Source organism: Pantoea phytobeneficialis, from assembly GCF_009728735.1.
Classification (GTDB): Bacteria; Pseudomonadota; Gammaproteobacteria; order Enterobacterales; family Enterobacteriaceae; genus Pantoea; species Pantoea phytobeneficialis.
Map to the genome: position 1 here is coordinate 58,387 of NZ_CP024637.1, position 14,916 is coordinate 73,302.

Consider the following 14,916-nt stretch of genomic DNA (forward strand, 5'->3'; position numbering starts at 1 on the left):
CGCTCCTTACCAGGCACCGGACAGCAACGCACCGGCACCAGGCACCACCGGCTCCAGTTCCAGCGCTTTCAGCAACGCGTAGGTAGTGGCGATCGCTGCGGTGATCACCGGCTTGCCGGTTTGCGCTTCCACTTTGGCGACTGCCGGCAGTGAAGGCATTTGCACGCAGGCTGACAACACCACCACGTCGACGTCGTCCAGCGGCATATCGGCCACAATGCCCGGCAGATTGGCGGGATCATGACGGGCGACCGCGAGGTTATCGGCAATCTCCAGTGCACGCCACACTTTCACCTCAATCCCTTCGCGCTGGATGTAATCCACCACCAGCTCCGTAAGGGGCTTCATATACGGCGCGACCAGAGCGATCTTTTTCGCACCCATGATATGCAGCGCATCCACCAGCGCACCGGCACTGGTGATCACCGGTGCCAGCGCGTCATTTTCTCGTGTGACCGCGGTAAGACGCGCCTGTGACTGACGGTGATAACCGGGGCCCATCGCCATGATCGCCACCAGGCAGGCGTATCCCAGCACATCAACTTTGGCATCCGACAGTTCCAGCGCGCAGCGGTCCGACTCCTTATCCATCGCCGCCAGTTCATCTTTGTTGACGTGCTTCATACGCATGCGGCTGGAGTGAAAAGTAAAGCGCTCCGGGCGGATCAACTGGCGAGCCTGCAACATGGCAGGGATTTCAGTTTCCATCGTAATGTTGGAACTTGGCACAATTTGGCCGATACGGTACTGGCGGGTCATGACTGAATCTCCGGTTGCAGGGTTGCGCCAAGGAAGGTACCAAAGGCAGCGAAGAAGCCGGGGAAGTCATCCCAGGGGATCATATGTCCGGCATGTTCAACGTGAGCGATTTCAATTGAGGGCAGCAGTTCGCGGATCTCGGCCTCATCTTCCGCCAGGATCACGCCACCTTTGCCCGCCACCATCAGCAGGGTTTTAGCGGGCAACTGGCGAAAATATTGGTGGATATCGAGCTGATGAAAATCGTCGTAGGCACGACGGATGGCCGGTTCGTAGCAGGTGTGCAGCCACTCGGCGCGCAACTGACGTTGCTCTTTCGTCCAGCTCGGGCAATATTTTTTCATCGCTTCCGCGTCCATGCCCTGCTCCGCCTCGCGGATCGAGTCCTGATACCACGGCCACTGGCCCGGATAGAGACGACGGCCCGGTCCCGACACTGGCGGATCAATCAGTGACAACGACAACACGCTGTCTGGCTGTTTCACCGCAGCACGCATGATAAAACGCGCCCCCATTGAATGGCCGACCAGGTGGTACTGCGTCAGTCCCAGAGCCTCAGCGAAGGCGTTAATATCGTCGGCGCAGCTCTCGGTGCCGTAGTCCAGACCTGCACCGCTGCTGGATAAACCGCGTCCACGCACATCCAGCACCCAGGTATCAAATTGCTGACCAAATACTTCCGCGACAAAACCCCAGGTAATCGCCGGGCTGGTGATACCCGGTACCAGAATCAGAGTCGGGCCTTTCCCGCCATAACGCAGATAGTGCTGGCGAATGCCGTTCGCCTGCACCTGGCCACCGCTGACAAACGTGCTCATCACGCCCCCTCGCTTTTCAGCGGTGCGGCGAAGACATCGTAGCCGTACACCCAGGCCGGATCTTCCTGCGTGCGCAGGAAGGTGTTGGCGTTCGACACCGACTGCACACGCGAAGCGCGCTCTTTGCGGTTGACTTCATACAGGCGGAAGGCGGTGCTGTAATCTTCCAGGCCGGTTTCTGTCAGGCAACGTGCCAGCATGGCGGCGTCTTCAATCGCCATCGCAGCACCCTGTGCCATATGCGGTTTCATCGGATGGCAGGCATCACCCAACAGCACAATGCGCCCTTCACTCCACACCGGCAGCGGCTGGCGGTTGAGCAGCGGCCACTTGGTGACGTTTTCGCTGCATTCAATCAGCGCCTGGACCACCGGATGGTAATGGCCGAAAGTTTCCAGCATCTCCTGCTGGCTGCTGTCGACAAAACTACCTTTGAAATCCCACGCCGGATGCGGCACGCCAGAGACGTAGTAGTATTCATCGCGAGATTTGGTGGTGTAGTACACCATCAGGTGACGATCTTCCGACCACCATTTCACGCAATCTTCGAAATCGAGGTTGTACTTACGCAGTTGTTCGCCACGGATCAACGCGCGGTGCGCCACCCAGCCGCTGTAGGTCGGTGCTTCCACGCCCAGCAGGTGTTCGCGCAGTTTGGAGTTGATACCATCGGCACCAATCACGATATCGGCGCGTTCTTCGCTACCATCCTGGAAACGCAGCACCACATCGTTGCCGCTGTCTTCCACGCTGCTCAGGCATTTGCCAAAGTGAACCGAACCCGGCTCCAGGCTGGTCATCTGCATCGCCTGCAAATCGCCACGATGTACCGTGACGTATGCTGCACCGTACTCCTTGCGCGCAAATTCACCCAGCGGAATGCGCGAGAGGTATTCACCGGTTTCGCCGTCGCGACTGAACCAAAAATCCGGATGTGAGGCCAGATCTTCCAGCTGTTGTTCGATCCCCATGCGACGGAACACTTTCAGGACGTTCGGTCCCATGTGGATGCCCGCACCGAGACGTGAAAACGCCGGACTCTGTTCGTAAACCTGCACATTGAAGCCCGCTTTCTGTAACAACGAGCCAGCAGCCAGGCCACCAAGACCTGCGCCAACGATCGCAATGCGTTTCATATTGCTCATATTTTCCTCTCAAAACTCACGCTGATTTGAAGGTACACCTGCGGCATTGGTTTCTAACCCCGCTCAAATTATCTAGTGTGTACACTATAATTATTGGCGTTATTTTTTTGTGAATTGCAATGATTATTGTGGTGAAAACTGCATGTCATGATGTTAATCACAGCATATACGCTGCGTTAAATAGGCTTTTCTTATGACAAAAAGAAATGCTTGCACTCTTCTTCGCAACACGTCTATAACAAATATATCTAGCGTATTCGCTACAAAAAGATGAAGTTTTAGACAGCAACATCGAACCCGAGAGGAACCCGCAATGGCAGTTAACCAGAGTCAGTTAGGACAGATGTTTGAGCAGGTATTACGTCTGTCGAAAGTCGATGCCACACAAAGCGTCGCCATTCTGAAAAGTCACTATTCTGATGCACGCACCGTGCAGGCCGCGACCGATGCTGCACTACGATTGGGCGCGAAAGTGTATTGCGTGGAACTGCCAGCCTTTAATCATCCCACCGCGATGGGCAACGACATGACCGCCTACTGCGGCGATACCGCGTTAACCGGCAACATTGCGGCGCAACGCGCGCTGGAAGCAGCAGACCTGATTGTCGATACCATGATGTTGCTGCACTCACCGGAGCAGGAACAGATCCTGAAAACCGGTACCCGTATCCTGCTGGCAGTTGAACCCCCGGAAGTGTTGGCACGAATGTTGCCAACGGAAGAGGACAAGTCGCGTGTGCTGGCCGCGGCCGCGGTACTGGAGAAAGCGCGCATGATGACGGTGAAATCCCAGGCCGGCAGCGATTTCCGCGCCCCGCTGGGACAGTATCCGACGGTGACCGAGTACGGTTATGCCGATGAACCGGGCCGCTGGGACCATTGGCCGAGCGGTTTCCTGTTCACCTGGCCGAACGAAGATCAGGCGGAAGGGGTGCTGGTGCTGGAAGTGGGAGATATCCTGCTGCCGTTTAAATCCTATGCCCGCGAACGTATCACGCTGGAAATCGAGAAAGGCTTTGTGACAAAGATCCACGGTGGCTTCGAAGCGGAATATCTGCGTGATTACATGAGCTATTTCAACGACCCGGAAGTGTATGGCATTTCACATATCGGCTGGGGATTACAGCCACGCGCACAGTGGACCGCTATGGGCCTGCACGACAAAAACGACGGCATGTGTATGGATGCACGCGCGTTTTACGGCAACTTCCTGTTCTCCACCGGTCCGAACACCGAAGTGGGCGGCAAACGTAAAACACCATGCCATATGGATATCGCGCTGCGCCGTTGTGACATCAAGGTTGATGATCTGCTGGTGGTCGCCGAAGGCGAAGTGGTGGCACCCGAAGCCTCACGCGCACGTTAATCATACGCAGGGAGCGGCTGTCAGCGCAGTGACAATGCATTACACTGCCTGGCAGTATCCGGGAAAAAGGACCTTTTTATGTCGCACGACCACACTTCCCCCACGGAAGACAATTACGACTACACCCAACAGGTTGGCCATCTGCTGCGCAAGGTTTACCAGCGCCATGTGGCGATTTTTCAACAACATGTGGGTGATTCACAGATCACGGCGGTGCAATTTATTACGCTGTGCGCACTGCGGGACCACGGTCCCAGCGCGCAGAACGATTTAGTGCGTTACACCGCTGTCGATCAGGCCACCATCCGCGGCGTGGTTGAACGTTTAAAGGCGCGCGATCTGGTCAGTCTTGGCCCTGATCCCACCGACAAACGCAAGGTGATTGTGATGCTGACAGAGCCGGGACAGGCGCTGATTCAGCACACCACCGATAACGCAGTTCGCATTACTGAAATGACGTATGGGCAGTTGAATCCAGCCGAACGAGTCGCGCTGGTTTATCTGCTCAGGAAAATGCTGGACGACACGAGCCAGTCATAACCCGGGGCGAGTGAGCCGCCTCGGTAAGGCGGTCAATAATGAAAATGATGGCACAACAGTCTGCCACGACGGTTTCACCTGCAGGTTTACGCTGTTATTCATTGAAGGTTAATGGCGAAGAGAGAGAAGTCACCAGCTATCGCGACACCTCGTTATTGCTGGTACTGCGTAATGAATTATCCCTTAACGGTCCGAAATATGGCTGTGGGCTGGGTGAATGCGGTGCCTGTACCGTGATGATTGATGGCGTTGCCGCGCGTGCCTGCGTGATCCCGGCGTTTGGCGTGCGGCAGCGCGCTATCACCACCCTGGAAGGCTTAGGCAGCCGTGATGCGCTGCATCCGGTGCAGCTGGCGTTTATCGAAGAACAGGCCGCTCAATGCGGCTACTGCCTGAATGGCATGATCATGACCACCGCCGCGTTGTTGCGCGATCTCCCCTGCCCCAGCGACCAACAAATTCGTTCCGCCCTGAGCGGCAATCTGTGCCGCTGCGGCACCCATCAGGAGATCCTCTGCGCGGTGAAGCGCGCAGTGCAACTCTGCCTGCAACAGGCGGAGGAGCAGCCATGAGCCATGCCGATTTACCCACCCAGCAACAACTGCTGGCGGCTGACAATGTGCTGCTGATCGTCGATGAGATCCAGCCACCGCCCGGTCTGGTGCCAAAAGGCCAGACACCCACCCTCAAACCCAAAGAACTGGCGTTGTTTATCGCCATCGATGGCGAAGGCAAAGTGTGGGCTTTTAACGGTCACGTCGATCTTGGTACCGGGGTGAAAACCTCGCTGACGCAAATCGTTGCCGAAGAACTCAACCTGCGTATGGACCAGGTACAGATGGTGCTGGGCGATACGTTGCGCGTACCCAATCAGGGCGCGACCATCGCCAGCGCCACCTTACAGATATCCGCCGTCCCGCTGCGTAAAGCCGCCGCTGAAGCGCGCCGCTGGCTGACGCAACAGGCAGCAGCGCGTTTACAGGTAGGCGAAGCCGAGTTATCGCTGGATGCCGGAGAATTCCGCCTGGCCAATGGCACCGCCCTGAATTTTGCCGAACTGGTTAACGGTCAGCGCTGCCAGTTACGTATTTCGGATGATGCTCCGCTGAAACCCGCCAGCGAATACCGGCTAGTGGGCACCAGCTCACAACGTGTCGATATTCCGGGCAAAGCCACCGGCGAACTGACCTGGGTGCACGATATGCGCCTGCCGGGCATGCTGCATGGTCGCGTGATCCGCCCACCTTATGCCGGTTATGACACCGGGCAATTCGTCGGGACCTCGCTTCTCAGCATCGATGAAAGTTCGATTGCCCATCTGGAAGGCATCGTCAAAGTGGTGCAAATCGCCGATTTTGTTGGCGTAGTCGCCGAGCGCGAAGATCAGGCCATCGCCGCGATGGAAACCCTGAAAGTACACTGGAAACCCTGGGAGCATATGCTGCCGGATATGCGCGACGTGGAAAAAGCGATTCGCGATAATCCGCGCACTTCGCGCGTGGTACACGACACCGGCGAGGTGGATGCCGCTCTGGATAATGTCGCGCAACGCTTTACCCGCAACTATGTCTGGCCTTATCAGTTACACGGTTCTATCGGTCCTTCCTGCGCGGTCGCCGCCTTTGATGCAGTTGGCTTGCAGGTGTGGAGCGGCACGCAGAATCCCCATCTGCTGCGCGCCGATCTCGCCTGGCTGTTTGAGATGCCGGAAAGTGACATTGAAGTGAACCGCATGGAGGCGGCGGGTTGTTATGGCCGCAACTGCGCCGATGATGTCGCCGCCGATGCCGCGCTGTTGTCCCGTGCCGTGGGCCAGCCGGTGCGCGTCCAGTTGACGCGCGCCCAGGAACACGTCTGGGAACCGAAAGGTACCGCGCAGTTGATGGATGTGGATGGCGGACTCGATGCTGAAGGTAATCCGCAGGTGTACGATTTCACCACCTCCTACCCTTCCAACGGCGCACCAACCCTGGCGTTGCTGTTGACCGGGCGAGTGGACCCGGTAGCGCTGGCCTACGAGATGGGCGACCGCACCTCGATCCCGCCCTACGACTTTCCGCATATGCGCGTCACCATTGAAGATATGGCACCGATTGTGCGCGCTTCATGGATGCGCGGCGTTTCGGCGTTGCCCAATACCTTCGCCCACGAATCCTATATGGATGAACTGGCGCACGCAGCCGGGGTCGATCCGGTCGAATATCGCTTGCGCTATATCCAGGACGAACGTGCGGCCGAGCTGATCCGCTCGACCGCCGATCGCGCAGGCTGGACACCACGCACCGAACCGATGCAAAGCAGCAGCGAACCCGGCGTGTTACGTGGCCGTGGCTTCGCCTATGCACGTTATATTCACAGCAAATTTCCCGGCTTTGGCGCCGCCTGGGCGGCGTGGGTCGCCGATGTGGCGATTGATAAGCAGAGCGGCGAGATTGCCGTTACGCGCATTACCGTCGGCCATGACGCGGGCATGATGGTCAATCCCGACGGCGTGAAGCACCAGATTCACGGCAACGTGATTCAGTCCACCAGCCGCGTGTTGAAAGAACAGGTGACGATCGAGAGCAACATGATCGCCAGCCAGGAATGGGGTAGCTATCCGATCCTCACCTTCCCGGAAGTACCGGATATCGATGTGATGATGATGCCGCGTCCGTATGAGCCGCCGCTCGGCGCGGGTGAGTCAGCTTCGGTGCCCAGTGCCGCCGCCATCGCCAATGCGGTATTTGATGCCACCGGTATCCGTTTTCGCGAGTTGCCGATCACTTCAGATAAACTGCGCCAGGCGCTGAACGGACCGGATCCACAGCCTGAACCACAACTGCCTGCGCCGGCACGTAACAAAACCACTCGCCGCCGCAAATGGGCGTTTGGTGGCGCGGCAGGATTACTGGGTGCAGCAATTGGCATCGCCACTAACGCCCTGCCGTGGCGTGCGGCTATCGCGCCGGTTACCCCGCCTGCGGCTGGGAGCTGGTCGTTGGAGATGCTGGAACGAGGGCGTCAGGTAGCGGCAGCCGGAGACTGCGCGGTGTGCCACACCACCGAAGGTGGTGCCACCAATGCCGGCGGGCTGAAGATGGATACGCCATTTGGCACGCTCTACACCACCAACATCACCCCGGATAAAAAAACCGGCATCGGTAACTGGTCGTTTAACGCCTTTGACCGGGCGATGCGCCAGGGCATCAGCCGCGACGGGCATCATCTCTATCCGGCATTTCCCTATACGTCATTCCGTCAGCTGAGTGAAGGCGATATGCAGGCGTTATACGCCTACCTGATGTCACAACCGGCAGTGGAGCAGGCTCCGCCCGCCAATGAGATGCGTTTTCCATTTAATATGCGTTTCCTGATGGCTGGCTGGAATACGCTTTATCTGCGCACCGGCGAATACCAGAACGATCCCAGCAAAAGTGCCGAATGGAATCGCGGGGCGTATCTGGTGAATGGCGCGGGTCACTGCGGTGCCTGCCATTCACCCCGCAACGTGATGGGGGCAGAAAAAGGCGGCGATCAGTTCCTTGCTGGCGGCTGGGTTGATGGCTGGGAAGCTCCGGCACTCAATCAATTGAGTAAATCACCGCAGCCCTGGACGGCGGCATCACTTTACAACTATCTGCGCAACGGTTATGACGACAAACATGGCGTGGCGGCGGGGCCAATGGCACCGGTGGTGAGTCATCTGGCGACACTGCCGGAGGCGGATGTGCGGGCGATGGCGAGTTATCTGGCGGATATTAATGGTCAGACGCCTGCGCCCGTGGCACAACCTTTGGCGCAGCCCGCATGGAATACCGCCGCCGGGGAACGCCTGTTCAAGGGGGCTTGCCAGGCCTGCCATAGCGCCAGCGAAGGGGGACCGAAGCTGTTTGGCGTCAGTCCTTCTATGGCGAACAGCAGCAGTCTGACCAGCGCCACACCGGATAACCTGTTGCAGGTGGTGCTACACGGGATTGATAAACCGGCCACCGATGATCTGGGTTATATGCCGGGCTTCGCCGCCAGTCTTTCCGATAAGCAGGTCGCTGATATCGCCGCATATCTGCGCCAGCGTTACGCCCCGGATGAACCCGCCTGGGCTGACTTAACGGAAAAAGTGGCGCAGGTACGCGCGAATCCCAGCAGTCACTGAGGTGGAGGAAAGGTATGTTGTCACTCGATCAACGTGTGATTGACCAGGGGCTGCTGTGGTTGCAACAAGGCAAGGTGATCTGGCTGTGCACCGTACTGCATAGCTGGGGATCGGCACCGCGTTCGCCAGGGGCGATGCTGGTGGCAGATGCTGACGGTCACTGGAGCGGTTCACTCTCGGGCGGCTGTATCGAGGAAGATTTCCTGGCACGGGTACAACAGGGTGCGTATCCGCGCGCCAGTGAACGGGTACGTTATGGCGCAGAGGGATTGGCGCCTCCGGTTCAGCTTCCCTGTGGCGGCGTACTGGACGTGCTGGTGGAACGCCTTGAACCACAGGAACATTCTCTGGCGTTGTTGCGTGCCATGCAGCAGGCATTGAGTGGCGGTCCGTTGCTGACGCGTTACATCACCCTCGGCTGCGATCATGAGTGGCAGCCCCTGGCGCAAGGCGCTCCCCTGCCCTCGATCAGGTATGACGATGACAGCGTGGTGCTCCCGGTTGGCGCAGTGACCACGGTGTTGATCGCCGGATATTCTGCTGTTGCCAGTGACTGTATCCGTCTGGCGCTGATGCTCGGTTTCCGCGTGGTGGTGTGTGAACATCGTGATGCTGAATTCGGACAGCTACAGGCGGCGTTGGGAAGCTGTGAAAATCTCCATTGCGTTCAGCTACATCCGGCACGGTATCTGGAGCAGTCGGGGGCGTCGGCAGGAACGGCGATCCTCTGCCTGACTCACGATCCACGGGTTGATGATTTAACGCTGATGGAAGCGGTGCATACCCCGGCGTTTTACATAGGCGCGATGGGATCGGCAAAAAATAGCCAGAAACGTCTGCAACGTCTGGCTGAACTGGGGGGATTATCGGATCAGGCGCTGGCGCGCATTCATGCGCCGATCGGCCTGCCAATTGGCAGCAAAACCCCTGGTGAGATTGCGCTGGCAACGCTGGCAGATATTGTTCGCGTCAGGAACGGTTTATAGGTTCCGGCAGGTCTGCATCCCGAATGACCCCGGCGTGCGCGCGGATGGTTTGCAGGATACCCGGGTCCAGCAATGCGCGTGCGCCATTATCACCGGTTAACTCACTTAACGCCTGACCATAACCCGTGGCAAATCCCACCGGGTGCCCTGGCTGTTGGTCCCAGCATAACCGAACCTGCTGAGCACCTGCGGCCAGCGCCTCGGCTACACAACGATGATCCTCTGCCGTTACCCATGCCATATCGCCCGGTTGAATCAGCCAACCCTGCCAGTTTCTGGTGTGGCGAACCGCCGCCGCGATGCTTTCGCCACTGCCGTTGCTGGCAACGGTGATCGCCGGAATGTGGCGTTGTTGAGCAAGATCGAGGATCGCGTGATATTCAGGACGGGTAACCACCAGCAATGGCAAACCAGAGTTCTGCGCCTGTTGCAGGGTTAAGGCCAGCAGCGGTTGTTGGTTCTGCTGTGGAGCCAGCAGCTTATTGCCCAGCCCTCCGGCGCGAGTAAATCGAGCCCCTAATCCGGCAGCAAGAATGATAATTCCGGGTGTGTTCATCTGAGGATCTATCATGACTGAGTTGGGGCGCACAGTATCGCGCGCCCCGTTATGATTAGCGACGATTTTTCCATACCGTCTGGATGTTGCAGAACTCGTAGACACCAAAGCTGGACAATTCACGGCCATAGCCGCTTTTCTTCACACCACCGATAGCGACACGCGGATCCGATGCGCCATTGCCGTTAATAAATACCGCACCGGTTTCCAGTTGGCTTGCCAGCTCGTTTGCCAGTGCTTCGTTACCGCTCCAGATGGTGGCGCTGAGGCCAAACTCGCTGTTGTTTGCCAGCTCCAGCGCATGTTGCGCATCGCGGGCAACGGTGATGGCAGCCACGGGGCCAAAGATCTCCTGACGGAAAGCTGTCATCTCAGGCGTGACATCGGCGAGGATCGTTGGGGCATAGTAGTTACCCACTCCTTCAATTTTATGGCCACCCAGCACCACGCGTGCACCTTCAGAGATGCTTTGCTGTACCTGTCGATCCAGCTCATCACGCAGGTCGTAACGCGCCATCGGTCCGATATAGGTTGTCTCCTCCAGCGGATCACCGATTTTCAGTGCCTGTACCGCTGCGCTAAAACGCGCCTCAAAGGCTTGTGAGACACTTTCTTCGATGATGAAGCGTTTGGCTGCCATACACACCTGTCCGGTGTTCTGGTAGCGTCCTGTGACCGCTGAGGCCACTGCGGCATCCAGATCAGCATCGGCAAGGACGATAAAGGGATCCGCACCACCCAATTCCAGCACGGTTTTTTTCAGTGCAGCTCCGGCTTGTGCTGCAATAGCTCCCCCGGCACGTACGCTGCCGGTGACCGCCACCGCAGCGATACGTGGATCTTTGATGGCGATGGAGACGCCATCGTTATCCACGTTAATGACAGTGAAGGCTCCTTCAGGCAAATCGGTCGCATCAAACAGGCTGGTGATCAGATTGGCACAACCCATTACGCTGGGTGCATGTTTCAACAGGTAGGTGTTTCCTGCCAGTAACATGCTGACGGCTCCACGCAGAACCTGCCAGTAAGGGAAGTTCCACGGCATCACCGCCAGGATCACACCCAATGGACGAAATGCCTGCCATGCCTGTTGGTTTTCCACCAGCGTAGGTTTGTCTGCCAGCATTGCCGGGCCTTGCTCAGCATACCAGTCACACAGGTTGGCGCATTTCAGGACTTCAGCACGCGCTTGCGCAATCGGTTTGCCCATTTCGAGCGTTGCCATTCTCGCCAGTTCGTCCTGGCGCTGACGAATTTGCTCGCCAAGCTGACGCAGGACTTTCACGCGCTGTTCCATGCTGGTATTACGCCACTGGCTGAAGGCCTGAGCGCTTTGTTGTAATGCCGTTTCCAGTTCAGCAGGGTTTTGCAGCGGCCAGTTTGCAAGGATCTCGCCGTTGGTGGGATTGCGTGAGATTACATTGTCAGTCATAAGTGCCTTCATCGTAAGTTTGTCTGGTGATTGGCAACCACCTTACGCCTGGGCGGGAGTGATGAAAAATGAATATTAATGAGGAAGTTCTTCTCTGCAAATGAATACGATGAAGTGTCGCTTGCAGCGCGCTAATGTTTAGATCCTGAATATATCGTCCTGGCATTGCAGCTTCTGAATATGCGATTGGTCTGCTATGCAGCGGATTTTTCTGAGAGTTATTCAGTTATACAGTGATTAGATCTCTAAGAAAGATCATAGATAGATCTTAAAGAGATCCTAAGAGATCCCGGATCGTCGCAGGCCGCACCCGACAAGGGCTGAGAAGGTGATCGTGTTCACTATAATCAGCAAAGTATTCACTGTAATCAGCACTTTATTCACTATAGCCAGTAGAATGTTCACTATAAACAGTGTTAATGTTCACTGTAATCAGAAACCGATCCTTTTCATCCACAGAATGAAGATCTCAGGCTATGGCAGATAAAGAGAGTGAAAACAAGGCGTTACTTGAACCTTTTCTGTCGGTGACAAAAAACAGCGGTGAAGTTATTCAGCTCCACCCTAACAAAAATAACACCGTACAACCGGTGGCGTTAATGCGCCTTGGACTGTTCGTTCCGACATTGAAGTCAACTGCACGCGGTAAATCAGGCGCAATGGCCTCCACCGATGCGACCAAAGAGCTGAAGAACCTCTCGTTGGTGAAAGCTGAAGGTTATGAAAAGATTACCATCACCGGTGCCAGGCTGGATATGGATAACGATTTCAAAACCTGGGCCGGGATCATCCAGTCATTCTCACGCTATCCGTCAAAAGGCGACACGGTGACGTTGCCGTTTATTGATTTCGTTAAAATGTGTGGCATTCCTTCGGCGAACTCCTCAGCGGCCCTGCGTAAGCGTCTTGACGCCTCATTACGTCGTATCGCCACCAATACCCTTTCCTTTGAAGGTAATGGTAAGGCTTATCACACCCATCTGGTGCAATCGGCCTATTACGATCGTGAGAAGGATGTGGTGCGTATTCAGGCGGATCCTAAGTTATTCGAACTGTATAACTTCGATCATAAGGTTCTGCTGCAACTGCGTGCTATCTCGCGGCTTAAGCGTAAGGAATCTGCTCAGGCGCTGTATACCTATCTGGAGAGTCTGCCAACTAACCCTGCCCCTATTTCGCTGGCGCGTCTGCGTATGCGTTTAAACCTGGGTTCTAAAACCACGACACAAAACCATGTGGTTCGTCGCGCGATGGAGCAGTTGAAGGAGATTGGTTATCTCGACTATTCCGAAGTGAAGCGTGGGCGCTCTGTGTTTTTCATTATCCACAGTCGAACCCCAAAACTGGACGGAATCAGTAATCTGGAGAGTATCGACTCTCTGGAAGATTTGGATTTTGAAGACTGAATTTCAATGTTCACTGTAGTCAGCCATTCGCATGTTGCAGTGTCACTTTTAGCGTAAAAGTGACACTGACTCTCTCCTGTATCATTCACTGCAATCTGTAGCCAGCCCTGTTGTTCACTGTAATCAGTCACGTTCACTGTAATCAGCAATCACGCTTCGTTTTGCTACACAGTTTTGATAGTTCTCGTTTTCGACAAGCCTATTACAAGGATTTTATTGATAGTAAGCACTTACATTTGCTTTTTAAGCGTCTCAGATACGCCCTTTTTATAGGGGGATACTGATTACAGTGAACGTTTGAAGTAAGGCAGACATTACTCGTTATAGTGAATGTAAGCTGCTTATCTCATGTACTGATTGCAGTGAATGTTTATATTTATCTAACTGATTTTAAATTATTTTATCTGAGATTTAATGAAGGGTTCACTGTAATCGGTAGTTTGCGACTTTGTAGAGGATAAAAAGTGACAGGGTTGGTCACGTCTGCTGATTACAGTGAATGATTGCCCCATTTTACTGACTACAGTGGATGATTTGAGGGAGAGCTTACGCCCGAAATGTTGCATCAAAGCCCAACGTCACGCTGTCACCGATTACAGTGAATTCTGGCTTAAATTCGTTCCGGATTCGCTCCCCTTTTGAACAACCCGCACTTATTCTGAGCGTTTTACTGAGTACAGTGAACCTTGCTCACGTTCTATCTGGCTACCTCTTACTGATTACAGTGAATGATCCAACCTGGTCTTTGTTGCTCCCTCTTTCTGATTACAGTGAACGTTAGTCTCTTAAGCCGGGGTTGCGTTACTGAATATAGTGAACGTTATGTTGTGGCAGGCTCGCTATTGGATACTGATTACAGTGAACAGCTGTGATGACTTTTACCCACTCCCCATCTACATATTACAGTGAATCTTTGTATGAGGTATCAGGTAACGATGTTGTTCTCGCCCGGCAAATCACCCGTGCGATTTTACTGATTACAGTGAATGTTATTATTCACCTGCTCCCTGCTCCCTGCTCCCTGCTCCCTGCTCCCTGCTCCCTGCTCCCTGTTTCATAACACGATTAACTCAAGGCACATTCCGTAGCGGCGCGATTTATCGCGCGTTTTTTTAACACCAAAGGTAAAAGAGCGCGATAAATCGCGCCGCCACGAATTGATGTCAACACGCTGGATTCTGTGGCATTTAACTGGCAGACACTATGCTCTCTATTTAAAGCCGGTCGTCGATTCAGCATTTGAAGTGACTCACTGACTACAGTGAACGTTTTCCAGGTGAGCGAACTGGCGTTCTGCTGATTACAGTGAATATTGAATAAGGGTTGCGCAATATTTTCTGATTACAGTGAATGTTTTCATCTGTAGTTCGATTGTTCTACTGACTATAGTGAACACCCTGGTGTTTCTTTGCCTGATGTTACTGATTACAGTGAACATTTATCCGTGTAACGTAAATCAGTAGTGCTTTTTGCTGATTACAGTGAATGTTTATGCCAGCCACTTCCGCTTGGAACTACCACAATCCAGTTTGGTCAGGAGATGAGTACTGATTACAGTGAATGTTCTTCCCCCATTTACTGATTACAGTGAATGTAATGCTGATTGCAGTGAATCTTTGCAGGCGATATCGACAACTCTAACTGACTACAGTGAACGTTAATGCCCTGCTCCGCTCCTGAGATTTTTATCGTTCCAGATCAGACTCAATCAATCTTCCCTTCTTTGCACTGATTACAGTGAATGTTTGCGGGATGGCTCGAAAAGTGTTCAGC

Annotated in this window: 11 protein-coding genes; 6 read left to right on the top strand and 5 right to left on the bottom strand. The window is 54.9% G+C overall.

From position 1 onward, the window contains the following. Positions 1-6: 6 nt before the first annotated feature. The 3 genes from CTZ24_RS20475 to CTZ24_RS20485 are packed head-to-tail and all read right to left on the bottom strand — an operon-like array spanning position 7 to position 2,722. Complete coding sequence (locus CTZ24_RS20475; protein WP_208726039.1) at positions 7-759, bottom strand: maleate cis-trans isomerase family protein; 753 nt, start codon at positions 757-759, stop codon at positions 7-9. Continuing rightward, the gene (locus tag CTZ24_RS20480; protein ID WP_208726041.1) at positions 756-1,577 is read right to left on the bottom strand and encodes an alpha/beta fold hydrolase; all 822 of its coding nucleotides are present in this window, start codon (positions 1,575-1,577) and stop codon (positions 756-758) included. The genes CTZ24_RS20475 and CTZ24_RS20480 overlap by 4 nt, the downstream gene beginning before the upstream one ends. After that, the gene (locus CTZ24_RS20485) at positions 1,577-2,722 is read right to left on the bottom strand and encodes an FAD-dependent monooxygenase (RefSeq protein ID WP_208726043.1); all 1,146 of its coding nucleotides are present in this window, start codon (positions 2,720-2,722) and stop codon (positions 1,577-1,579) included. The genes CTZ24_RS20480 and CTZ24_RS20485 overlap by 1 nt, the downstream gene beginning before the upstream one ends. A 313-nt stretch (positions 2,723-3,035) precedes the next feature. Between CTZ24_RS20485 and CTZ24_RS20490 the strand changes: the two genes are divergently transcribed. From CTZ24_RS20490 to CTZ24_RS20510, 5 genes are all read left to right on the top strand, one after another. After that, entirely contained in the window at positions 3,036-4,088 is a 1,053-nt protein-coding gene (locus tag CTZ24_RS20490) for a 2,5-dihydroxypyridine 5,6-dioxygenase NicX family protein (RefSeq protein WP_208726051.1), read from the top strand. A gap of 78 nt (positions 4,089-4,166) precedes the next feature. Further along, positions 4,167-4,628: a MarR family winged helix-turn-helix transcriptional regulator gene (locus tag CTZ24_RS20495; RefSeq protein ID WP_208726053.1), complete on the top strand. Its 462-nt coding sequence runs from the start codon at positions 4,167-4,169 to the stop codon at positions 4,626-4,628. 44 nt (positions 4,629-4,672) lie between these two features. Next, positions 4,673-5,200 (top strand): (2Fe-2S)-binding protein, encoded by a 528-nt coding sequence (locus tag CTZ24_RS20500; protein ID WP_437180288.1) that lies wholly within the window; start codon positions 4,673-4,675, stop codon positions 5,198-5,200. Further along, positions 5,197-8,763 (top strand): molybdopterin cofactor-binding domain-containing protein, encoded by a 3,567-nt coding sequence (locus CTZ24_RS20505; protein ID WP_208726064.1) that lies wholly within the window; start codon positions 5,197-5,199, stop codon positions 8,761-8,763. The genes CTZ24_RS20500 and CTZ24_RS20505 overlap by 4 nt, the downstream gene beginning before the upstream one ends. Positions 8,764-8,777: 14 nt before the next feature. Then, the gene (locus CTZ24_RS20510) at positions 8,778-9,749 is read left to right on the top strand and encodes an XdhC family protein (RefSeq protein ID WP_208726066.1); all 972 of its coding nucleotides are present in this window, start codon (positions 8,778-8,780) and stop codon (positions 9,747-9,749) included. Here the strand turns inward: CTZ24_RS20510 and CTZ24_RS20515 are convergent. Beyond that, entirely contained in the window at positions 9,733-10,305 is a 573-nt protein-coding gene (locus CTZ24_RS20515) for a nucleotidyltransferase family protein (protein WP_244634068.1), read from the bottom strand. The two genes, CTZ24_RS20510 and CTZ24_RS20515, sit on opposite strands and share 17 nt — an antisense overlap. A gap of 55 nt (positions 10,306-10,360) precedes the next feature. Further along, positions 10,361-11,737, bottom strand: a complete 1,377-nt coding sequence (locus CTZ24_RS20520; protein WP_208726070.1) for an aldehyde dehydrogenase family protein — start codon at positions 11,735-11,737, stop codon at positions 10,361-10,363. 476 nt (positions 11,738-12,213) lie between these two features. Here CTZ24_RS20520 and CTZ24_RS20525 point away from each other — a divergent pair, with 476 nt between their 5' ends. Further along, positions 12,214-13,143 carry a RepB family plasmid replication initiator protein gene (locus CTZ24_RS20525; RefSeq protein WP_208726072.1) on the top strand — a complete coding sequence of 310 codons (930 nt, stop codon included), beginning with the start codon at positions 12,214-12,216 and terminating at the stop codon, positions 13,141-13,143. The last annotated feature ends 1,773 nt before the right edge of the window (positions 13,144-14,916 follow it).

Excerpts from the sequence above, each read along its gene's own strand:
- CTZ24_RS20485 (WP_208726043.1), bottom strand. The coding sequence starts at position 2,722 with ATGAGCAATATGAAACGCATTGCGATCGTTGGCGCAGGTCTTGGTGGC.
- CTZ24_RS20515 (WP_244634068.1), bottom strand. The coding sequence starts at position 10,305 with ATGAACACACCCGGAATTATCATTCTTGCTGCCGGATTAGGGGCTCGA.
- CTZ24_RS20525 (WP_208726072.1), top strand. The coding sequence starts at position 12,214 with ATGGCAGATAAAGAGAGTGAAAACAAGGCGTTACTTGAACCTTTTCTG.
- CTZ24_RS20495 (WP_208726053.1), top strand. The coding sequence starts at position 4,167 with ATGTCGCACGACCACACTTCCCCCACGGAAGACAATTACGACTACACC.
- CTZ24_RS20475 (WP_208726039.1), bottom strand. The coding sequence starts at position 759 with ATGACCCGCCAGTACCGTATCGGCCAAATTGTGCCAAGTTCCAACATT.
- CTZ24_RS20490 (WP_208726051.1), top strand. The coding sequence starts at position 3,036 with ATGGCAGTTAACCAGAGTCAGTTAGGACAGATGTTTGAGCAGGTATTA.
- CTZ24_RS20520 (WP_208726070.1), bottom strand. The coding sequence starts at position 11,737 with ATGACTGACAATGTAATCTCACGCAATCCCACCAACGGCGAGATCCTT.
- CTZ24_RS20510 (WP_208726066.1), top strand. The coding sequence starts at position 8,778 with ATGTTGTCACTCGATCAACGTGTGATTGACCAGGGGCTGCTGTGGTTG.
- CTZ24_RS20500 (WP_437180288.1), top strand. The coding sequence starts at position 4,673 with ATGATGGCACAACAGTCTGCCACGACGGTTTCACCTGCAGGTTTACGC.
- CTZ24_RS20505 (WP_208726064.1), top strand. The coding sequence starts at position 5,197 with ATGAGCCATGCCGATTTACCCACCCAGCAACAACTGCTGGCGGCTGAC.
- CTZ24_RS20480 (WP_208726041.1), bottom strand. The coding sequence starts at position 1,577 with ATGAGCACGTTTGTCAGCGGTGGCCAGGTGCAGGCGAACGGCATTCGC.